Annotated in this window: 18 protein-coding genes and 1 other annotated feature; of the genes, 17 read left to right on the top strand and 1 reads right to left on the bottom strand. The window is 45.3% G+C overall.

The window, feature by feature from the left end:
* The 3 genes from NBH03_RS10665 to NBH03_RS10655 all read left to right on the top strand — a co-directional run bounded on the left by NBH03_RS10665 (position 1) and on the right by NBH03_RS10655 (position 2,579).
* Positions 1 to 1,026 carry a DUF6709 family protein gene (locus NBH03_RS10665; protein WP_177999690.1) on the top strand — a complete coding sequence of 342 codons (1,026 nt, stop codon included), beginning with the start codon at positions 1 to 3 and terminating at the stop codon, positions 1,024 to 1,026.
* A gap of 73 nt (positions 1,027 to 1,099) precedes the next feature.
* Complete coding sequence (locus tag NBH03_RS10660; RefSeq protein ID WP_250799578.1) at positions 1,100 to 2,095, top strand: DUF4367 domain-containing protein; 996 nt, start codon at positions 1,100 to 1,102, stop codon at positions 2,093 to 2,095.
* A gap of 10 nt (positions 2,096 to 2,105) precedes the next feature.
* On the top strand, positions 2,106 to 2,579 hold the full coding sequence (locus tag NBH03_RS10655) for a hypothetical protein (RefSeq protein ID WP_250799577.1): 474 nt from the start codon (positions 2,106 to 2,108) through the stop codon (positions 2,577 to 2,579).
* A 1,031-nt stretch (positions 2,580 to 3,610) separates the two neighbouring features.
* Here the strand turns inward: NBH03_RS10655 and NBH03_RS10650 are convergent.
* On the bottom strand, positions 3,611 to 4,996 hold the full coding sequence (locus NBH03_RS10650) for a sigma-54 interaction domain-containing protein (protein WP_250799576.1): 1,386 nt from the start codon (positions 4,994 to 4,996) through the stop codon (positions 3,611 to 3,613).
* Positions 4,997 to 5,321: 325 nt separating this feature from the next.
* On the opposite strand from NBH03_RS10650, the gene NBH03_RS10645 reads away from it, so the two are divergent.
* The 14 genes from NBH03_RS10645 to NBH03_RS10580 all read left to right on the top strand — a co-directional run bounded on the left by NBH03_RS10645 (position 5,322) and on the right by NBH03_RS10580 (position 22,301).
* Positions 5,322 to 6,044 (top strand): ComF family protein, encoded by a 723-nt coding sequence (locus NBH03_RS10645; RefSeq protein WP_117539992.1) that lies wholly within the window; start codon positions 5,322 to 5,324, stop codon positions 6,042 to 6,044.
* Between the two features lie 152 nt (positions 6,045 to 6,196).
* Positions 6,197 to 7,246 carry a sigma-54 interaction domain-containing protein gene (locus NBH03_RS10640; RefSeq protein WP_250799574.1) on the top strand — a complete coding sequence of 350 codons (1,050 nt, stop codon included), beginning with the start codon at positions 6,197 to 6,199 and terminating at the stop codon, positions 7,244 to 7,246.
* A gap of 167 nt (positions 7,247 to 7,413) precedes the next feature.
* Complete coding sequence (rpmG, locus tag NBH03_RS10635) at positions 7,414 to 7,563, top strand: 50S ribosomal protein L33 (protein ID WP_117528862.1); 150 nt, start codon at positions 7,414 to 7,416, stop codon at positions 7,561 to 7,563.
* A 28-nt stretch (positions 7,564 to 7,591) separates the two neighbouring features.
* Entirely contained in the window at positions 7,592 to 7,798 is a 207-nt protein-coding gene (gene secE / locus NBH03_RS10630) for a preprotein translocase subunit SecE (protein ID WP_015513667.1), read from the top strand.
* Between the two features lie 36 nt (positions 7,799 to 7,834).
* Positions 7,835 to 8,377 (top strand): transcription termination/antitermination protein NusG, encoded by a 543-nt coding sequence (gene nusG / locus NBH03_RS10625; protein WP_215689789.1) that lies wholly within the window; start codon positions 7,835 to 7,837, stop codon positions 8,375 to 8,377.
* A gap of 86 nt (positions 8,378 to 8,463) precedes the next feature.
* The gene (rplK, locus tag NBH03_RS10620) at positions 8,464 to 8,889 is read left to right on the top strand and encodes a 50S ribosomal protein L11 (protein ID WP_015513669.1); all 426 of its coding nucleotides are present in this window, start codon (positions 8,464 to 8,466) and stop codon (positions 8,887 to 8,889) included.
* Positions 8,890 to 8,953: 64 nt separating this feature from the next.
* Entirely contained in the window at positions 8,954 to 9,646 is a 693-nt protein-coding gene (gene rplA / locus NBH03_RS10615) for a 50S ribosomal protein L1 (RefSeq protein ID WP_215689744.1), read from the top strand.
* 54 nt (positions 9,647 to 9,700) lie between these two features.
* Positions 9,701 to 9,847, top strand: a sequence feature (ribosomal protein L10 leader region).
* 31 nt (positions 9,848 to 9,878) lie between these two features.
* The gene (rplJ, locus tag NBH03_RS10610; RefSeq protein WP_015513671.1) at positions 9,879 to 10,373 is read left to right on the top strand and encodes a 50S ribosomal protein L10; all 495 of its coding nucleotides are present in this window, start codon (positions 9,879 to 9,881) and stop codon (positions 10,371 to 10,373) included.
* Between the two features lie 25 nt (positions 10,374 to 10,398).
* Positions 10,399 to 10,770: a 50S ribosomal protein L7/L12 gene (gene rplL, locus NBH03_RS10605; RefSeq protein ID WP_215689745.1), complete on the top strand. Its 372-nt coding sequence runs from the start codon at positions 10,399 to 10,401 to the stop codon at positions 10,768 to 10,770.
* A 168-nt stretch (positions 10,771 to 10,938) separates the two neighbouring features.
* The gene (locus NBH03_RS10600) at positions 10,939 to 11,814 is read left to right on the top strand and encodes an N-acetylmuramoyl-L-alanine amidase family protein (protein WP_250799569.1); all 876 of its coding nucleotides are present in this window, start codon (positions 10,939 to 10,941) and stop codon (positions 11,812 to 11,814) included.
* Positions 11,815 to 11,967: 153 nt separating this feature from the next.
* Positions 11,968 to 13,458 (top strand): YARHG domain-containing protein, encoded by a 1,491-nt coding sequence (locus NBH03_RS10595; RefSeq protein ID WP_250799564.1) that lies wholly within the window; start codon positions 11,968 to 11,970, stop codon positions 13,456 to 13,458.
* Between the two features lie 204 nt (positions 13,459 to 13,662).
* Positions 13,663 to 17,520: a DNA-directed RNA polymerase subunit beta gene (gene rpoB, locus NBH03_RS10590; RefSeq protein WP_015513675.1), complete on the top strand. Its 3,858-nt coding sequence runs from the start codon at positions 13,663 to 13,665 to the stop codon at positions 17,518 to 17,520.
* Positions 17,521 to 17,537: 17 nt separating this feature from the next.
* Positions 17,538 to 21,263, top strand: coding sequence for a DNA-directed RNA polymerase subunit beta' (rpoC, locus tag NBH03_RS10585; RefSeq protein ID WP_015513676.1), 3,726 nt, complete (start codon positions 17,538 to 17,540; stop codon positions 21,261 to 21,263).
* Between the two features lie 168 nt (positions 21,264 to 21,431).
* The gene (locus NBH03_RS10580; protein WP_250799560.1) at positions 21,432 to 22,301 is read left to right on the top strand and encodes a YitT family protein; all 870 of its coding nucleotides are present in this window, start codon (positions 21,432 to 21,434) and stop codon (positions 22,299 to 22,301) included.
* Positions 22,302 to 22,395: the final 94 nt, after the last annotated feature.

The following is a 22,395-nucleotide window of genomic DNA, read 5'->3' as shown; positions in this document are numbered from 1 at the left end:
ATGGAACGAATGAAAATCAGAAATCCAAAAATCAAAAAGTGGCGGGGACTGCTTATTTTGGCATTGATCGGAGCAATCATTACCGTGGCCATGGAAATTTATCTGAGTGATCATGCACTGACACCGGATCAGATCAGCAAAAAGGGGCAGTACTGTGCGGTTACAAGCCGATGGATGAGTGATGCCTTTGCAACGGAAACCATGAACGGTGAAGATACATATGATTATTTTCTTGTGTTAAGCGAGGATTCCGACAGATTTTTTATGATCAGAAGCTGGACGGATGATGAACAATGTCTGAAATACATTGATTCCCTTTATGAGAGCGGCGAATATGAGAAAATCGACCAGGAGTGGACCGGAGGATCGCAGCCGGTGGATGACGAGGTGAAGAATTATGCGATCCAGTATGTGTCCGAGTATCTGGGGATGAATCTGACGACAGATATGTATGATGACTATTTCTACAGTTACTGTATGGATCTCACCAGCATGGGGGATATGGATACAGTCATCGGCGGTATGCTGCTTATGTTTGCTCTGCTGCTGATCGGTCTGTTGGGATGCCTCATTTCAGCGATACGCTGGCACGGACGCATTGCATCCCTTAAAAGACAGGATTTCTTTCCGAAGTTTGAGCAGAATTGGATGCAGAGCGGCGAGAAGATGGACACAAAACATCGTCAGGTGGTAGTTGTCAAAGACTTTTTGCTGGTGCCTTCTTATAAGAATATCGTTATTCCGCTGGATCAGGCTGTCTGGTGCTATGTGCTGCCTCTGGCAAAGAAAAACTATGGCCTGTATATCATGGGAACGGACGGCAAAGCGGTTCTGGTGTGCCGGGTGAAGGAAAAGGGTTCCGTCTACGTCCGGGAATACCTTGAGCAGATTCATCTGTCGGCACCGTGGATGGCCATTGGTTATTCGGCCGAGAACCGTCAGGCATTCGGCGCCTACGAAAAAAGTGAAACGATTGCAAAAATAATTGCAAAAAAAGATAAAATGATGTCACAGTTTCCCTTCTAAAGAGGTTATATAAGTGTATGCTTCACGGAGGGACGCTAGTCAGTTATATTTCAAATGAAGGGGGAGTTGCAATATGTATGGAGAGACTGGAGAACCAAAGGACGGCAATACGAAGATTGCAGGTCAGGGACATTGCCGGACAGAGAATATGGAATGCGGCAAGGAACTTGATATGCAGAAAGAAACAGATAAACAGATTCTGTCAACGCTGAATCAGGACAATTTTCAGAATTCCTCTGGTGGAAAGAAAGCAGCGGAAGATGACGAGATGGGACTGTTTTCACAGGGGTTTATGGACCGCATGCGTGAGATGGTGTCGGAACAGTTTGGTGAGGAAGCCGCAGAACGGTTTATGGTACAAAATAAAGATATGATAAAAGAAGAAAAAACAACAAGCGCCGTACCAGAATCCGAAAAAAGATTGCCTCAAACAAAAAACGCGGATGTTCCCACCGAACAATCGGTACCGCTTACCGCAGAGCATCCGGATATCTCTGAGGAGACAGCCACTAAAGGGCCATCGAAGCGTTCATACCGTAGATGGGTCTGGCGCGCAGCTGCAGTACTTGTGGTTGTACTGGCGGGTTTTGGTGTGCACAGGGCAGGCAGTGTCAGTGCCACGAAGATACCTGCTGTGAACACGGCACCGGAGACAACAGCCGGCATTGATTATTCCAAGATCGGCTCGCTGAAGGATATTATATCAACCCTGGATTATACCAGTTTTCCGCAGGAGATTAAGCAGGTTTATGTGCCTGGGGTGATCGCGGAAGGGTATAAGGAAACTTCGAAGGAAGAAGGCTCAAAGTTTGTCAATATCTTTTATGAAAATGACGGTGACGGCTGGTATCAATATCGACAGGTTGTAGTTGAAAATAGTACTTTTCTGGATACAGAGGAGGGGAATTGGGACTCTCTGACTATCGGACAGTATCCGGGTGGGTATATCGATAAAGGCGAGACAGGGAATCTCTGGTGGTTTGATTATACCTATGCCTATCAGCTGCAGGGCAATCTTTCTGAAAAAGAGATGATAGCGGTGGCGGAATCCCTTTCGGCAGAAAAGTAGGGAATGTATTATGAGAAAAGTGATTGCGTTTTTGATGACAGTAACGGTCTGCCTGTCCTTGATGATCATGCCGGCCATGGCGGCGGAGGACTACCCGGAGGTGGGCTTCGACTTTGAAGCTTTTGAGGCCCAGGAGCGAATTGACGGCACACCGAAGGTGGCCAGATGGAAGTATACGTCTTCCACATCCCAGGGCATCGGTGTGAAGGATAAAATTGCGACGGCTAATATCAGTGTCACAGGATATAAAGGTACTGCCACACGCATTGTGGCCTATATGTATATCCAGCAGTTAAGCGGTGGCAACTGGATCACACTGGATTCCCACCGTTATGAATTCAACAGCTGGCATGGTTCTAAGGAGATTACTTATTCGCCGTGTCCGCACGGTTATACCTATCGATTGAAGGCATCCTATTATGTATATTCTGGTTCGCAGTATGAGTATATCTCTGCAACCAGTGCGAACTTCGTATACAATTAGGATAGATGATCTGCAGCAACTCCCCCCTAAAAGCTTACAGCTGTAGATTGTACCCTGCGGGGGCGCCCATGGCCGGAAAGCGAAGGTCTGGCGCCCCTGCATAAAATAACTTATTTTAGATCCTTTCTCAACCTCATATAAAGGATAGATGGCCCCTTCCGGGTGTTATAATTCGGAAGGGGCCGATTTTTTATTTACGCGAGCAACGAGCCAAAGTCCGTGCTTGCACGAGACCTTGGCGTTGCTAAGCGCCAGTGGCGCTTGTTTAGCAACGACCGAAACGGAGTGTAGAGGCCGCGATAACTTGAGAAACTCGCGGAGCGTGTTTCTCATAGTTTGCAGGAAACATGCATCAAGAGGTTCACGCAGGATTGGATGATGTCGGATGTTCTGCTGTCTGTGCCGGTTTATGTCGATGAATGATCGTTGAAAAAGGCGAATAGACCATGTATACTGAGCCTATCCCCGAAATACATAGAATAGTCATCGGAGGGAAGTGCAGTGGATATTGAAATGCAGGTACATCCTGAAACACAATAAAGCTGCGTATAACCGTTGGCGTCAGTCATTCGCAGCTTTATTGTGTGTTATATTATTTATAGGGAGGATGATTACCTGTTGGATGGGTGCCAACAGATAGCCATTATAACAGGATCAGTACAACAGTGTGACTGTCCTGGAGAAGATCGGGTAGGTGAATGTGGTTCAAGCATTCTTAATTATCTTCTCGCCTATATAATATAGCAAAAGGCGTGCCAACTTTTTTTGATATGGAAAAAGGCCATTTTTTGAAAAAATAAGCCAAAACAGGTCGATTTATTCAAAAAAACAGAAGATAGCGAAAATGATATGTCTATTAAATAGACATAATTAGCAGGCGAAGAATAGAAAATTACGTAAAATAAAGCAAAAGAAGCGTCTATAAAACGGACATGCATAAAATCACAATGTTCGTTTTATAGACACTTCCTGAGAATATAAATTCAAAATAACATAATAAAGATAAATGTACTTATAAAAATACAATAAAGTTATTCGTGAATGCCAAGATCCTTCATTTTTTTGTACAGCAGCGAGCGGTGAATACCGAGCTGTCTGGCCGCAGCCTGACGATTTCCGCCATTGTCCCGCAGGGCCTTGGTGATCAGTTGGCGTTCCAGGCAGGCAATCTCATAGTGATAATAGCCATCACTGCTCTCAAGGGGTGAAGACTTCCGGTAGGCCTGGATATATTCCGGCAGATGCTGAGGCAGAATCTCACTGCCTTCACAGATGATGGCCGCACGGTCGATGACGTTGCGCAGCTCGCGGACGTTGCCGGGCCAGTTGTGGAGACTCAGCAGATCCATGGCTTCCTGTGACATATGCAGCCGGGACTGATGGTACAGTCCTTCCTTCTGGGAGAGCATGCTGCTGCACAGAACCGGCAGGTCTTCAATACGCTCCCGAAGGGGCGGGATATTGATATTGATGACGTTCAGACGGTAGTAGAGATCTGAACGGAAACTGCCGTTTTGCATGGAGTTGGAGAGATTCTCATTGGTGGCGGCAATGACACGGGCCTTGAAGGGAACCTTCTTGTTGCTGCCAAGGGGAACGTATTCCTTAGATTCCAGGACACGGAGCAGCTTGACCTGCATGTCCATAGGCATGGTTCCGAGTTCGTCCAGAAAGAGCGTACCTTCGCCGGCCAGTTCGAATTTGCCGATCTTGCCGTCTTTGCGGGCACCGGTGAAAGCGCCGCTCTCATAGCCGAACAGTTCGGCTTCCAGCAATTCCTTTGGAATGGAGGAACAGTTCAGGCTGACAAAGGGCTGATGACTGACCAGACTGGCATTGTGGATGGCCTGGGCGAAGAGCTCCTTGCCGGTACCACTTTCGCCCTGGATCAGAACACTGGCATCACTGCGGGCAATGGTCTGTCCGAGATGCTTCAGGTTCAGCATTTTCTGATTGTTGGTGATGATATCGTCGAAGTGATACTGGGCAGCGTACATCTTGGCAATCTCACTCCGATAAGCCTTGAAGTTGTCTTCCAGCTTGGACATCCGGCTGTGCAAGTGGGCGATTTCCTTGATGTCACGGAAGATGATGGTACCGGCTGCACCGATGACTTCATGATTGTGAATCAGAGGGATTCGATTGGTGATGACCATGGAGCCATTGATCTCCTGAAGCTGCATCAGCTCCCTGACACCGGTCTGTGCCACAACGTGAAGCCGCGTGTTCTCAATGACTTCCGTGACGTGGCGTCCCACAGCGGCAGATGCCTTTATATTAAAGAATTTCTCATAGTACCATTTGATGATATAGCCGTCTTTATCGACGAGACACATACCATAGTGTTCGGTATCCAGAATATCGGACAGCGTATCAATACTGTCCGTCAGTTTGTCGAAGTATTCCTGATGCGTCATAATGTGATCCAACCTCTTGGTAATATAGATAATGCGAAGTGTTGACAGTATACGGATTCATTATAGCATAGATGCGATAAAAGGAAAAGGACAGCCAACGAACGGCTGCCCTTTTGGAGAAGGTATATTTATTATTTGGGGTGTAATAAAAATATAATGTATTGGGGGTTTACGCCTATTATATTATCACGGACCCGACTGTAAGTGTTCACAAATAATGCATGAAATATAGAAACTTTGTATACAAAATGACGCGTGTCAGGGGGCGATTAGACAATATGATTAAAAAATATCTAATTCCTATTGATATACTGGGGAAAATGTCATGAACTGGAAGGAATGGACGGCACTGCTGTATCCGCCGGAGTGCCCGGTATGTCAGAAGCTGCTGTCGGATACTGAGGACAGAAGGCGTCACATTCATGGTGACTGCTATCGGAAACTCAGACGGATTGTGGAACCTATGTGCAAACGCTGCGGCAAACCGCTTTTGTCAGCACAGCAGGAATACTGCTATGACTGTCAGAGACGGCCATCGGCCTGTGAAGCAGGACACAGTCTGTGGATGTATGATGCTGTCAGTTCAGAAAGTATATTTGCTTATAAGTATGACGGAAAGAGAGCTTATGCGGATTTTTACAGTCAGGCAGTCCTGCATTTTTACAGGGACTGGATTGAATCATTGCATGTGCAGCAATTGATCCCGGTTCCCCTCAGCCGGAGAAAGCAGCGGCAGAGAGGTTTTAATCAGGCGGCATTGCTGGCGGAGAAAATCGCCGAAGGGTTGTCGTTGCCTGTGAATACCCGGGGACTCAGAAGAATTCACAGTACTGCACCCCAGAAGAAACTGGGCAAGTATGAGCGGGGTGAGAATCTAAAGCATGCTTTTGTTGCGGATGCCCGGTATTTGCAGGGGGTCAGGCGGGTCCTTCTGATCGATGATATATATACCACCGGCAGTACGGTGAATTATTGTGCAGGGGCGTTGAAACAGGCAGGAATCGAGAAAGTCTGGTTTCTGACACTTTGTACAGGCGGTGTTTTTTAAGGAAAAGCGGAGAGATTGTGTACATATTGCAACGGTCATCCAATCAAAAACTGTGTCATATATTCACTTTTTAATGGAGAAATTGTTGCCTTTTGATTCACATAAAGCGTATAATAGAAGACAGAATACGACAGTGAAGAAGGTGGACATAAATGGATGCCGAAATGAACAGAAAGTTATCTGCTGTATCTCCGGAAGAAGTAGAGACGGATACAGTTAAGCAGGAATACGGAGAGCGGATGAAGAAAGAGAACGGATTTGAAAATTTCAAGGGCAATGATCCAAAGATCCGGCATATCAGGGAACTTGGTCAGCGTATTGCCCGGACAGATTTTCCCGTACTGATCACCGGTGAGACCGGTACAGGAAAAGAAGTTATCGCCAGGGCAATCCATATGGAGAGCGGACGCAGTGAAGAGCCTTTTGTGGCGATCAACTGTGGGGCCATCCCGGCGGAACTGTTGGAATCAGAATTATTTGGTTATGAAGGCGGTTCCTTTACCGGGGCTAAGCGTCAGGGAAAGATCGGCAAATTCGAGATGGCGAATAAGGGAACCTTTTTTCTGGATGAGATCGGAGATATGCCGCTGTATATGCAGGTGAAGCTCTTAAGAGTTCTGCAGGAGCATGAGATTGAGCGTGTGGGCGGCAGCGGACCGATTCCGATTGATGTGAGGATCTTATCGGCGACAAGGATGAACCTGATGGAGATGGTGCAGGCAGGTACATTCAGGGAGGATTTGTATTATCGTCTGGCTGTTGTTAATATACAGACGGTAGCTTTAAGAGCCTGCCCGGAGGATATTATTCTACATGCGTTGGATTATCTGGATGAATTGAACCGGCAGTACAAGACCCATGTGGATTTAAGCGATGGTGCAAGGCGGTGCCTCAAGGCACATAGCTGGCCGGGAAATGTGCGGGAACTGCAGAATGTGATATCCAGTGCCTATGCAACCTGTGAAGATTCACTGATCACACTGGATAATCTGCCGAAGATTATCACTGTCAATCAGAAAGAAGAGCAGATTATGGAGGATATAGAGCATCTGCCACTGAAGGAGAAGATGAACCGTTTCGAGAAGATGCTGCTGGAGGAGGCGCTGCGCAGCAACAAGAGTATGACAGCTGCAGCGACATCTCTGGGAATTGAGCGCAGCCTGCTGTACAAGAAGCTGAAGAAGTATCATTTGAAAGAATAAAAAAATTTCAATAAAATATTGACGAATAGGGTATAAATGTGCTATAGTTGTAAAGCTATGTAATGGAAGTGGTCTTTTTTTTATGCCTAAAATTAAGACCAGGTAACTTATCCTGCTTTAGCGGAGCAGGAGACACACTCAGATTAAATATAACGGAGGTGGAAGTTGTGCGCGTTAAGATAACATTGGCATGTACAGAATGCAAACAGCGTAATTACAACATGACAAAAGAGAAGAAGACTCATCCTGACAGAATGGAAACAAAGAAATATTGTAAGTTCTGTAAGAAACACACATTACACAAAGAAACAAAGTAATTTAGGATGACTGTGAGGAGTGAATAACATGGGCAATGCAACTAATGAGACAACTAAGAAAACAAATTGGTTGGACGCCATTAAAGCTCAGTTCAAGAGAATCATCTGGCCGACAAAGGAAGAAGCTGCCAGAAGGTCCGCTGTTGTCCTTGCTGTTTCCGTACTGCTTGGAGTAATTATTGCTGTATTAGACAGAGTTTTACTTCTGTTGACAGACGTAATTATTTCATTATAACAGAAGGGTGAGAATATGGCAGACAGGAATGAATATTTGGAAGACCCGATGTGGTATGTAGTTCATACCTATTCCGGTTATGAGAATAAGGTTAAAACGAATATTGACAAGTCTATTCAGAATCTTCATCTGGAGGACCAGATCCTTGATGTTCAGGTGCCTGTTCAGGAGGTCATTGAGGTAAAAGACGGCAAGAAGAAAACGGTTCAGAAGAAACTTTTCCCGGGCTATGTTTTACTCCATATGATCATGAACGATGAGACATGGTATGTTGTCCGCAATACCCGCGGTGTCACAGGTTTCGTTGGTCCGGAATCCAAGCCGGTTCCTCTGACTGAGGAAGAGATGACTGCAATGGGAATCAATATGAATGACGCTGAGAAGGATGAGCCGGATCAGATGATTCTTGTTGATATTGAAGAGGGCGACATGGTCAATATTGTATCTGGTGCATGGCAGGACAAAGAAGGCATCGTGCAGTCTGTGAATTCAGCGAATGGAACAGTAACTGTCGGACTTGATATGTTTGGCCGTGAGACAGCAGTCGAAATCAGTTTCTTAGATATCAGGAAAATGTAACATTTACGTACGGTTCATGACCTGGGTCATGGACAGTGGGAGGGAAATCCCCGACATTACCACAATTTTCAGGAGGTGCGCTAATAATGGCGAAGAAAGTAACAGGATATATTAAATTACAGATCCCTGCAGCAAAGGCTACACCGGCTCCACCAGTAGGTCCGGCATTAGGCCAGCACGGTGTTAATATTGTACAGTTCACAAAGGAATTCAATGCTAGAACAGCTGATCAGGCTGGTATGATTATCCCAGTTGTTATCACTGTTTATAATGATAGAAGCTTCAGCTTCATCACAAAGACTCCACCTGCAGCTATGTTATTAAAGAAAGCTTGCAAGATTGAGTCCGGTTCTGCAAACTCCAAGAAGCAGAAAGTAGCTACTATCTCCAGAGCAGAAGTTCAGAAGATTGCAGAACTGAAGATGCCTGACTTAAATGCAGCATCCATCGATGCAGCTATCAGCATGATCGCTGGTACAGCAAGAAGCATGGGTATCACAGTAGAAGACTAATACGAATACTTGTTAAATAACAGTGGGAGGGTCGCTCCCGATATTACCACAAGGAGGATTTATCATGAAAAAAGGTAAGAGATATGTAGAATCTGCCAAATTAGTAGATCGTACAAATCTTTATGATGTAGAAGAAGCAGTTAGTATCATTAAGAAGACAGCAAACGCAAAGTTTGACGAGACAATCGAAGCTCATATCAAACTGGGTGTTGATGGCCGTCATGCTGATCAGCAGGTACGTGGCGCAGTTGTACTGCCTCATGGTACAGGTAAGAAGGTTAGAGTACTTGTATTTGCTAAGGGCGACAAAGTAGAAGAAGCTCAGGCAGCAGGTGCTGATTTCGTAGGTGGACAGGAACTCGTTCCGAAGATCCAGAACGAAGGATGGCTTGACTTTGATGTTGTAGTTGCTACACCGGATATGATGGGTGTTGTTGGTCGTCTTGGTCGTGTACTCGGTCCTAAAGGCTTAATGCCAAACCCAAAAGCTGGTACAGTTACAATGGATGTTACAAAGGCTGTTAATGATATCAAAGCTGGTAAGATTGAATACAGACTGGATAAGACAAACATTATCCACGTACCAGTTGGTAAAGCTTCTTTCACAGAAGAACAGTTAGCGGACAACTTCCATACATTAATGGGCGCAATCGTTAAGGCAAAACCAGCAGCTGCTAAGGGTCAGTACCTGAAAAGTGTAACAATCACATCTACAATGGGCCCTGGTATCAAATTAAACCCAGTTAAACTTGTTTAATTATTTTTAATTTGTTGTGGTTTTTTGATTGACAACCAACATAAATGATGATATAATATCAGAGCAAAACTGCCAAAGACAGTAGGTGCCGTAAGGCATAAGGAGAAAACGCCTACCGAGGGAGATTATAGGTGTTCTTTATGAACTCGACTTATATCAAGACCTCTCTGGGCAGCCGGAGAGGTCTTTTTTGGCGGTACACACGATTATTCTATAAGGAGGTGCACCAATAATGGCAAAAGTAGAAATCAAACAGCCAATCGTTGATGAGATCGCTGGTTATTTAGCAGATGCTCAGGCAATGGTTCTGGTTGACTATCGTGGTCTGACAGTAGAAGAAGATACACAGCTTCGTAAGGCTTTAAGAGAAGCTGGCGTTGATTATAAGGTATACAAGAATACTTTAATCAAACGTGCAGTTAAAGGTACAGTATTTGAAGCTGTAACAGATCTTTGCGAAGGCCCAACAGCTATCGCAACAAGCGCTTCAGATGCAACAGCTCCAGCTAGAGTTTTATATGAAGCAGCTAAGAAAATGCCGAACCTTGAACTTAAGGGCGGTGTTGTAGATGGTACATTCTATGATGAGAAGATGATCCAGGTTATCGCTACAATTCCATCAAGAGAAGTACTGCTCGGAAAATTACTTGGAAGTATCCAGTCCCCTATTACCAACTTTGCTCGTGTTATTAAGCAGATCGCTGAAAGCAAAGAAGAAGTTGCATAAAATCTAAAAACGGAGGTATTTTAAAATGGCAAAATTAACAACAGCTGAATTTATCGAAGCTATTAAAGAGTTATCAGTATTAGAGTTAAATGAATTAGTAAAAGCATGTGAAGAAGAATTTGGTGTATCCGCAGCAGCAGGTGTTGTTGTAGCAGCAGCAGGCGCTGGTGAAGCAGCAGAAGAAAAGACTGAATTCGACGTTGAATTAACAGAAGTTGGCCCTAACAAAGTTAAGGTTATCAAAGTTGTTCGTGAAATCACAGGTCTTGGTCTTAAAGAAGCTAAAGAAGCAGTTGACAGCGCTCCTAAGACACTTAAAGAAGCTGTTAGCAAAGAAGAAGCTGAAGAAATCAAGGCTAAACTTGAAGCTGAAGGCGCTAAAGTTACAGTTAAATAATTGTACTTTTCAATTTGATATGGAAGGCATCTCTTCGGAGGTGCCTTTTGTTGTATGTGTATCCAGCAAAGCTGAACCACACTTGCCGGTGTGAGTCATCATATGGGAAACGTGAGAGGGCATATTTTTTTAATAATTCATTGCACTAAAAAGGAGATTTATACACAGATGAAGCAGAGAAAGCCTGGATGCTATATAGCTGCGGTGCTTCTGGCAGGATTAATGCTTGGGGGATGCGGTAATCCGAATGCTAAAGCGAATACGGCAGAATCGGTGTCGGCGAGTGATTCTGAGACAGTGTCTGAATCAGAGGAGATCGTGTCGGCAGAAGCAGAGACAGAAAATGGGTTTGAGACAGAAACTGAAATAGAAACGGAAACAGATCCGATTGTGATTGTGTTGGATCCTGGGCATGATTCGGAGTATTGCACGAGAAATCATCCGGATCTGGGGGTGAATGAGCAGGATCTGAATTTGACGATTGCGCTGGCCTGCAGAGACAGACTGCAGCAGTATCAAGGCGTGGATGTTTATATGACAAGGGAGGATGGCAGCTGCCCGGATGCCGAACATCAGGGAGAGTACTGCATTGAGAAAAGGACAGGATATGCCACGGATTTGGGTGCAGATCTTTTTGTAAGCCTGCATAATAACGGGACAACCGGTGTATACGGGGCAGAAGCCAATGGGACAGAAGTCTATGTGTCGAATTACAGTGCCTATACGGAAGAGGGCAAAAAGCTGGGACAGATGGTGCTGGATAATTTGGCACAGCTTGATCTAAATCCGAGAGGGGTATTTGTCCGGACAAAAGAGGAAAAAGGACATTATGATGACGGCAGTGTACAGGACTGGTATTATCTCATCAGTTACAGTGTGGAGGGAGGACATCCTGGGATGATCATTGAGCATGCTTATATGGACAATCCACACGACAATGCTATTTTGAAAGACGAGGCGCAGTTGAAGGCAATGGGAACGGCTGATGCAGATGCCATTGCTTCCTATTATAATTTGCAGATAAAGACAAAAACTGAGAATTAATGGAGAGATTCAGAACAAAATTTCCAAAATAATAACGAAAACCTTAAGATTTTGCAGATTGCGCGGGGGAGGAACAGTTCAAATTGACTTTAAAGGGTGAATGGTTTATAATTTGTAATATATATGTAACAAGTTGAGAATGGAGGGGAATGAATGAGCAATACAGAAGATAGAAATGATGAAACCATCAATTTGGATTTAGATGAGCATACATCTGCGGAAGATGCTGATATGGATGTGAATACAGAGGCGAATGCGAATGCAGATGATGATTTTGATTATCTGAAGGAAATAGAAGAGATTGAAGCTCAGGAGAAGGAGCTGGAAGAACAGCGCCAGAAGAAAAAAGAAGAGTTAGAAAGACGTCGTGAAGAGCGTGAGAAGGACGATAAGAAGAGTGCCGCACAGCGCAAACGTGAAATGAAGGAACGTAAGAAAGAGGCAGAATGGCTGGGAGAGCCTTTTGAGGATGACGTTGAAATCGTTCCGACTGCAAAGAAGAAAAAGAGCAAAAAGGGTCTTGTTGCAATTGTTGTTATTGTGTTGATCGCATTGGCAGGCGGTGCTGCTTTTGCTTACAAGATGCAGGCAAATAAGAAGGAACTGGCTGATTTTTCACAGAAAGTGGCTGCATTCCAGTCTGAGAAACTGGACGGCAGGGATTTTGGTTCCCATCAGTCCTATTTTACAGATTTCATGAAAGAGTGCCAGGATGCGATTGATGCCGGAGACCTCAAGAAGATGGAAGAACTGGACAAGAAATGGGGTGAAGTAGAGAATACTTACACAACCGTTTCCAACGGCAAGACGTCACTGGATGCTTTTGCTTCCGGTATTGATCAGGCACTTTCAACGTATTCCATCACAGATGATTATAAGGCCACATATGAGACATTGAAGAAAGATGTCGAAGCAGCTCAGAAGGACTGTGATTATGAGAAGGTCAGCGATTTCCAGAAACAGCTGGATGCCTTAGCTACGAATCTGAAGTCAGACAATCTGAAAGTGATCCAGAATCTGAAGAATGACATTTCCAGTGTCAGCCTCGACAAGGATTATGTCAGTGCGGATGACCAGAAGAAACTGGATGCCTACAGTAATGAAGTGGAGAAGTACACCAAAGAAGAGAATTACGCACAGGCAGTGACAACACTGAATTCCTGGAAGACAGATGTTACAGCCTTGAAGAAGACCATCGATGACAAGAAGGCGGCAGAGCAGGCGAAGGCAGAGTCAGAGGCTGAGGCAAAGCGTGCAGCTGAATCTAAGGCTGCAGAGTCCAAGGCAGCCGAATCAAAAGCGGCTGAATCCAAGAAGAATCAGACAACTGAGACGAAGAAGGACAGCAGTAAGAACAACAGCAGCAGTTCTAACAGCAGCGCATCGTCAGATTATGTTTTGCCGGGCAGCAGCAGTCAGTACCTGTCAGCTTCCGATGTGAAGAATCTTTCCAGCTATCAGCTGATGATCGCACGTAATGAGATTTATGCCCGTCATGGACGTAAGTTCAACGACAGTGAACTTCAGGCTTATTTCAACGGCAAGTCCTGGTATAAGGGCACTGTGAATCCGGAAGATTTCTCTACATCTGTATTTAATGATTACGAAATTAAGAATATTCAGTTAATTCAGTCTTATGAATAACACACAGGAGACTGTCGTACGAAGGAAGAAAAGTGCGGCAGTCTCTTTTTTATGTAAAAAATTAATTTACAGAACAGAAACTTGTTGACAGAACTTGAAAATTATGTTAGTATATATTACTGCATTATTATGGTATATTAGGCGCATTAGCCTGATAAGCAGATAGAACTTGTTGATTTATCATTCAGGGAGTGAAAAACGTCAATGAATAAAAGCAGAATTAAACCGGTTAAATCAGGTAGAAACATCCGTATGAGCTATTCCCGTCAGAAGGAAGTTCTTGAGATGCCGAATCTCATTGAAGTTCAGAAAAATTCCTACGATTGGTTCCTGAAGAAGGGCCTGAAGGAAGTTTTTGAAGACATTTCTCCAATCACAGACTATAGTGGTCATCTTAGTCTTGAGTTCACAGATTTCAGTTTATGTGAAGAGGAAGCAAAGTATTCCATCGAGGAATGTAAAGAGCGTGATGCAACATATGCGGCACCTTTAAAGGTGAAAGTTCGTTTAATTAATAAAGAAACAGATAGTTTCAGCGAGCATGAGATCTTCATGGGAGATCTGCCGCTGATGACAGCAACAGGTACATTCGTTATCAATGGTGCTGAGCGAGTTATCGTCAGCCAGCTGGTACGTTCCCCTGGTATTTACTATGGTGTGGGTCATGATAAGCTTGGTAAGGAGCTTTACTCCGCAACTGTTATCCCGAACCGTGGTGCATGGCTGGAATATGAGACAGATTCCAACGATATTTACTATGTACGTGTGGACAGAACACGTAAGGTACCTGTTACAGTGCTGATCCGTGCACTGGGTGTTGGTACGAACCAGGAGATCATCGATCTCTTCGGTGAGGAACCAAAGATCATGGCAACACTGTCCAGCAACAAAGATGTATCAGACAGTTACCAGAGCGGTCTGCTTGAATTATACAAGAAGATCCGTCCGGGTGAACCTCTGGCTGTAGAAAGTGCTGAGAGTCTGATCAATGCGATGTTCTTCGATCCTAGAAGATATGATCTGGCTAAGGTTGGCCGTTATAAGTTCAACAAGAAGCTGGCATTGAAGAACCGTATCACAGGTTTTGCACTGGCTGAAGATGTTGTAGATGAGACAACAGGCGAGATTATTGCAGAAGCAGACACAATGGTAACAGAAGATCTGGCTCAGAAGATCCAGAATGCAGGCGTTGCTGCTGTGTATGTTCAGACAGAAGAACGTGTTGAGAAGGTCCTCTCCAACATGATGGTAGAGCTTACTAGTTTCGTGGATGTTGATCCAGAAACACTGGGCATTACTGAAAAGTATGTTTATTATCCGGTTCTTCGTCAGATCCTTGATGAGAACGAAGACATTGAAGATATTAAGGATGCAATTAAGAAGAACGCAGCAGATCTTGTTCCTATGCATATCACAAAGGAAGATATCTTTGCTTCTATCAACTACAACATGCATCTTGAATATGGTGTGGGCAATGCAGATGATATTGACCATTTGGGCAACCGTCGTATCAGAGCTGTCGGCGAGCTGCTTCAGAACCAGTACAGAATCGGCCTTTCCAGAATGGAACGTGTGGTACGTGAACGTATGACGACACAGGATCTGGAAGGTGTTTCTGCACAGTCTCTGATCAATATCAAGCCTGTAACTGCAGCAGTGAAGGAATTCTTCGGAAGCTCCCAGCTGTCACAGTTCATGGATCAGAATAACCCACTTTCTGAGTTAACACATAAGAGACGTCTTTCTGCCCTGGGTCCTGGCGGTCTTTCACGAGACAGAGCCGGTTTCGAAGTTCGAGACGTACATTATACACATTACGGCAGAATGTGTCCTGTCGAGACGCCTGAAGGCCCTAACATCGGTCTGATCAACTCCCTTGCAAGTTTCGCAAGAATCAATCAGTACGGTTTCATCGAGGCACCTTACAGAATCCTTGACAAGACAGATCCTAAGAATCCGCGTGTTACAGATGAGGTTGCTTATCTGACAGCCGATGAAGAAGATAAGTTCAGAGTTGCACAGGCCAATGAGCCAATCGATGAGAACGGTTACTTCGTGAACAAGACAGTTTCCGGTCGTTATCGTGAAGAGACAACATCTTTCCAGCGTTCACAGGTGGATCTGATGGATGTATCTCCTAGAATGGTATTCTCTGTTGCGACATCTATGATTCCTTTCCTGCAGAACGATGATGCGAACCGTGCCCTGATGGGTTCCAACATGCAGCGTCAGGCCGTTCCTTTGATGCTGACTGACTCACCGGTAGTCGGCACAGGTATGGAAGCCAAAGCAGCCGTAGACTCAGGTGTCTGCGTTGTTGCAAAACGCGGCGGTGTTGTAGAGCGCTCCGCATCTAATGAAGTCATTATCAAGGCTGATGACGGTACAAGAGACACTTACAAGCTGCTCAAGTTCTCCGGATCCAACCAGGGTGCATGCTACAACCAGCGTCCGATTGTATTCAGAGGCGACAGAGTAGAAAAAGGCGATGTTCTGGCCGATGGTCCTTCTACATCACAGGGTGAATTAGCCCTTGGTAAGAACCCACTGATCGGTTTCATGACATGGGAAGGCTACAACTTCGAGGATGCCGTTCTGTTAAGTGAACGCCTTGTACAGGAAGATGTTTATACATCTATCCATATTTCCGAATACGAAGCAGAAGCCAGAGATACAAAGCTCGGACCTGAAGAGATCACACGTGATGTACCGGGTGTCGGTGATGATGCGCTGAAGAACCTGGATGAAAGAGGTATCATCCGTGTTGGTGCTGAGGTTCGTGCCGGAGATATCCTTGTTGGTAAGGTTACACCAAAGGGTGAAACAGAGCTGACAGCAGAAGAAAGACTGCTCCGTGCCATCTTTGGTGAGAAAGCACGTGAAGTCAGAGATACATCCCTGAAGGTACCACATGGTGAATATGGTATCATTCTGGATGCAAAGGTATTTACAAGAGAAAACGGTGATGAACTGTCACCTGGTGTTAATCAGTGTGTACGTGTTTATATTGCACAGAAGAGAAAGATTTCCGTTGGTGATAAGATGGCCGGCCGACATGGTAATAAGGGTGTCGTTTCCCGTATTCTGCCTGTTGAAGATATGCCATTCCTTCCAAACGGTCGTCCGCTTGATATCGTGCTGAACCCTCTGGGCGTGCCTTCACGTATGAATATCGGACAGGTCCTGGAAATCCATCTTGGTCTTGCTGCAAGAGCACTTGGATTCAAGATTGAGACACCTGTATTCAATGGTGCCGATGAAAATGACATCATGGATACACTGGAACTGGCCAATGATTATGTCAATACATCCTGGGAAGAATTCTCCGCGAAGTGGAAAGATACCCTGGATGAAAAAGTATACAATTATCTTGATGAGAACAAGGCTTACAGAGAAGAGTGGAAGGGTGTTCCGATCAGCCGTACAGGTAAGGTTCAGTTAAGAGACGGCCGTACAGGTGAAGAATTCGACAGCCCGGTTACAATCGGTTTCATGCATTATCTGAAACTGCATCATCTGGTTGATGATAAGATCCATGCACGTTCCACAGGTCCTTATGCCCTTGTTACACAGCAGCCTCTTGGTGGTAAAGCTCAGTTCGGCGGACAGCGTTTCGGTGAAATGGAGGTTTGGGCACTGGAAGCATACGGTGCAGCATATACACTTCAGGAAATCCTGACATTCAAGTCCGATGATGTGACAGGTCGTGTGAAAGCATACGAAGCCATCATCAAGGGCGAGAATATTTCCGAGCCGGGTATTCCTGAATCCTTCAAGGTATTGCTCAAAGAGCTGCAGTCACTGGCACTGGATGTCAGAGTCCTTCGTGATGACCAGACAGAAGTTGAACTTGGTGAAACGGTTGATTACGGTGATGACGATTTCAACAGCATCATGCAGGGCGATGGCGGTTTCAGATTTGATACAGAAGAATCCCTTGGCGATTATGTCCACAAACAGCAGACTGTCAACAGTGATGGTGAGTTTGTAGATGTTGAAGATGAGGGCAGTGCCGATGACGATACAGAAGAGTTTTATGGAGAAGATTCTGACAACGAATAGAGAAGGGAGTGCCATTCATGCCAGAAACAGTTAGTAATGAAGCTTATCAGCCAATGACTTTCGACGCCATTAAGATTGGTCTGGCTTCCCCTGAGAAGATCAGACAGTGGTCCCATGGCGAAGTCAAGAAGCCTGAAACGATTAACTATAGAACATTAAAGCCTGAGAAGGATGGTCTGTACTGCGAAAAGATTTTCGGACCTAGCAAGGACTGGGAATGCCATTGCGGTAAGTACAAGAAGATCCGTTACAAAGGCGTAGTCTGCGATCGATGCGGCGTTGAAGTTACAAAATCCAGCGTTCGTCGTGAACGTATGGGCCACATTGAGCTTGCAGCTCCGGTTTCTCATATCTGGTATTTCAAGGGTATCCCTAGCCGTATGGGTCTGATCCTGGATATGACACCGAGAAACCTTGAGAAGGTTCTGTACTTTGCATCCTATGTTGTGCTGGATAAAGGCAGCACAACACTGGAGAACAAGCAGGTATTATCTGAGAAGGAATACCAGGAAGAGTGCAAGAACTTCGGTGAAGACAGTTTCCGTGTAGGTATGGGTGCAGAAGCGATTATGGAGCTTCTGCAGGCCATTGACCTTGAAACAGAGGCTGTTCAGCTCAAGAAAGACCTGAAGACATCTTCAGGCCAGAAACGTGCAAGAATCATCAAACGTCTGGAAGTTGTTGAAGCTTTCAGAAGCTCAGGCAACAAGCCTGAATGGATGATCATGACCGTTATTCCGGTTATTCCTCCGGATATCCGTCCAATGGTACAGTTAGACGGCGGACGTTTTGCAACATCCGATTTAAATGATCTGTACAGACGAATCATTAACAGAAATAACAGACTGAAACGTCTTCTTGAACTGGGCGCACCTGACATTATTGTCAGAAATGAAAAGCGTATGCTTCAGGAAGCGGTTGATGCCCTGATCGATAACGGTCGTCGTGGCCGTCCTGTTACAGGTCCTGGCAACAGAGCGCTGAAATCTCTTTCAGATATGTTAAAAGGTAAACAGGGCCGTTTCCGTCAGAACCTTCTTGGTAAACGTGTTGACTACTCAGGTCGTTCCGTTATCGTCGTTGGTCCTGAACTTAAACTGTATCAGTGCGGTCTGCCGAAGGAAATGGCTATCGAGCTGTTCAAGCCTTTCGTCATGAAAGAACTCGTATCCAGAGGCATTGCACACAACATTAAGTCTGCCAAGAAGATGGTAGAACGTCTTCAGACAGAAGTTTGGGATGTACTGGAAGATGTTATCAAAGAACATCCGGTTATGTTGAACCGTGCACCTACACTGCATCGTCTTGGTATCCAGGCCTTCGAACCTGTACTGGTAGAAGGTAAGGCAATCAAGCTGCATCCGCTGGCTTGTACAGCTTTCAACGCCGATTTCGATGGTGACCAGATGGCTGTCCATGTACCGCTGTTTGTAGAAGCTCAGGCAGAATGCCGTTTCATTCTGCTTTCTCCAAACAACTTGTTGAAACCTTCCGATGGTGCGCCTGTAGCCGTTCCTTCACAGGATATGGTCCTTGGTATCTACTATCTGACACTTGAGAAGCCTGGGGATAAAGGTGAAGGTATGTTCTTCAAGGATGTCAATGAAGCACTCCTTGCTTATGAGAACCACATTATCACACTTCAGGCTCCGATTAAGGTCAGAAGAACAGGTATCGTGGGTGGAGAAGAGGTAACAAGAGTTGTTTCCTCCACACTGGGCCGTTTCATCTTCAATGAAGGTATTCCTCAGGACCTTGGCTATGTAGACAGAGAGAACCGTGATAATGACCTTGTACCGGAGATCAACTTCCTGGTAGCGAAGAAACAGCTGAAGCAGATCATTGACAAGTGTATTCATACACATGGTGCAACAAAGACTGCGGAAGTTCTGGACTACATCAAAGCAACAGGTTATAAATATTCAACAATCAGTGCCATCACTGTATCTATTTCAGATATGACAGTGCCTGAAGCTAAGAAAGAGCTTCTTGCAAGTGCTGAAGCAACAATTTCCAAGATTACAGCACAGTACCGTCGTGGTCTTGTTACAGACGAAGAACGTTACAAAGCTGTTATCGAGACATGGAAACAGACAGATGACCAGCTGACAAAGGCTCTGTTGGATGGTCTTGATAAATACAACAACATTTACATGATGGCCGATTCAGGTGCCCGTGGTTCCAACCAGCAGATCAAACAGCTGGCCGGCATGCGTGGTCTGATGGCTGATACATCAGGCCGTATCATCGAGTTGCCGATCAAATCCAACTTCCGTGAAGGTCTTGACGTACTGGAGTACTTCATTTCTGCCCATGGTGCCAGAAAGGGTATGTCCGATACAGCCCTCCGTACAGCCGATTCAGGTTACCTGACGCGTCGTCTTGTTGATGTATCCCAGGATCTGATCATTCGTGAAATCGACTGTAGCGAAGATTCAGAGAACATTCCGGGTATGTGGATCGATGCATTCATGGATGGTCGTGAAGTTATCGAAAGTCTGGAAGAACGTATGACTGGTCGTTACGCTGCTGCCGATATCGTAGATCCTGCAACAGGTGAAGTCCTTGTAAAAGCAGATCACATGATCACACCAAAGCGTGCAGCTATGGTTGCAGAAGCAGGCGTGACAAAGGTGAAGATTCGTACAGCACTTTCCTGTCGTTCACATCTTGGTATCTGTGCGAAGTGTTACGGTGCCAACATGGCAACTGGTCAGGTTGTTCAGGTGGGTGAAGCTGTCGGTATTATCGCCGCTCAGTCCATCGGTGAACCTGGTACACAGCTGACAATGCGTACTTTCCATACCGGTGGTGTTGCTGGTGATGATATCACACAGGGTCTTCCTCGTGTCGAAGAACTTTTCGAGGCAAGAAAACCAAAGGGTCTTGCCATCATCGCAGAGTTCGGCGGTACAGTTTCTATCCGCGATACGAAGAAGAAACGTGAAATCGTTATTACAAACGACGAGACAGGTGATTCCAAAGCATACCTCATCCCTTACGGTTCCCGTATCAAGGTTCAGGAGGGACAGGTACTTGAAGCCGGTGATGAACTGACAGAAGGTAGCGTCAACCCACATGATATTCTGAGAATCAAAGGCGTGCGTGCGGTTCAGGATTACATGATCCAGGAAGTACAGCGTGTATACCGTCTGCAGGGTGTTGAAATCAACGATAAGCACGTTGAGGTTATCGTTCGTCAGATGCTGAAGAAGATTCGTATCGAGAACAGCGGAGATACAGAATTCCTGCCTGGTACACTGGTTGACGTCCTTGACTTCGAGGAAATCAACGAGAACCTCAAGGAACTGGGTGAGAGACCGGCTGAAGGTGTCCAGGTTATGCTTGGTATCACAAAGGCTTCTCTTGCTACAAACTCCTTCCTGTCAGCTGCGTCCTTCCAGGAGACAACAAAAGTCCTGACAGAAGCTGCTATTAAGGGTAAGGTTGACCCACTGATCGGTCTGAAAGAAAATGTTCTTCTCGGCAAGCTGATTCCTGCCGGTACAGGTATGAAGCGTTATCGTACCATCAAACTGGATTCAGAAATCGACGAGAATGAAGAACTGACACTGGCCGATGATGACGAAGCATATCTTGATCTCAGCGACGGCATCTCAGGTGAAGAAGCAGATGAAGATATGGCTGAAACAGAAGAAACAGCTGTTGAAACTGCACCTGAAGAAGCAGAAGATGATGCATTCGACGGTGAATCTGAAGACGATACAACAGATGAAAACTAATCGTTATGAAGGTCTTGAACTTTCATTAACATAATACAAGTCTAAGAAGCAGTATGGTTGCTGATCACATCGTATCAAAGGCCATACTGCTTTTTTACTATCTGCTTTCATAAAACAGGCCTTTGCGGGATGACGACAGGCCTGAATCATGGATACGGAGGCGTAAATGTGAATAAAAAACTGAATGTGAAAGGTTTTTGTACGGATCTGGCCTATGATCTGGTTGGTTCCGTATTGTATGCAGCCGGTATTGTCTGCTTTGTTAATCCGGCGAATATGGCTCCGGGCGGGATGTCCGGTGTGGCCATTTTGTTAAATTATCTTTGGGGACTGCCAATCGGTACCATGACCATTGTGCTGAACATCCCTCTGCTGATTTTGTCCTATATTTTCCTTGGCAAATCTCTGACATGGAAAACAGTGAAATCACTGGTGATCAGCAGTTTAATGGTGGATTTGGTCATGGCCAGATATGCACCGGTTTATGCAGGTGACCGAATGATTGGCGGCGTTTTTGGCGGTGTACTGATGGGTGCCGGTCTGGCGATTATTTTCCTGCGGGGTTCCACAACCGGCGGTACGGATATTATTTCTTTCCTTGTGAAGAAGTGGTATCCTCATGTGCCTATCGGCCGAATGATCATGGTGGTGGACTGCATTATCATTGGTGTATCTGTCCTTGTATTCGGCAATCTGGAATCTGCCCTGTATGGTCTGATTTCCCTGTATTGCTGTTCTATGGTCATTGACAGTATTATTTATGGTCTGGACAAAGGCAGTATGGTGATGGTAGTTTCAGAGAAGAATGATGAAATCGCGGCACAGATCATGGATGAACTGGAACGCGGCGTTACCTTGCTGAAAGGTCAGGGAGCCTATACCGGTACGGACAGGGATGTGCTGATGTGTGCAGTACGCAAGCAGCAGTTTGCCAGAGTCCGGGCGATCATTTACGAAAAAGACCCGAATGCTTTTGTGATTGTCAGTGAAACCAGTGAAGTTTTGGGCGAGGGATTCAAACAAGTGTCCGGCCTATAAAGACAAATGCTTATTTGTCTTTAGCACAATGACAAAGTGAAGAGATATGACTGGAAACTGTTGACAAATGAAAGTCATAATAATAAAATTGAAC

Origin of the sequence: Coprococcus intestinalis (assembly GCF_023656595.1) — a bacterium.
GTDB classification, from domain to species: domain Bacteria; phylum Bacillota; class Clostridia; order Lachnospirales; family Lachnospiraceae; genus Coprococcus_A; species Coprococcus_A intestinihominis.
This window is presented reverse-complemented; position numbering and strand designations above follow the sequence as displayed.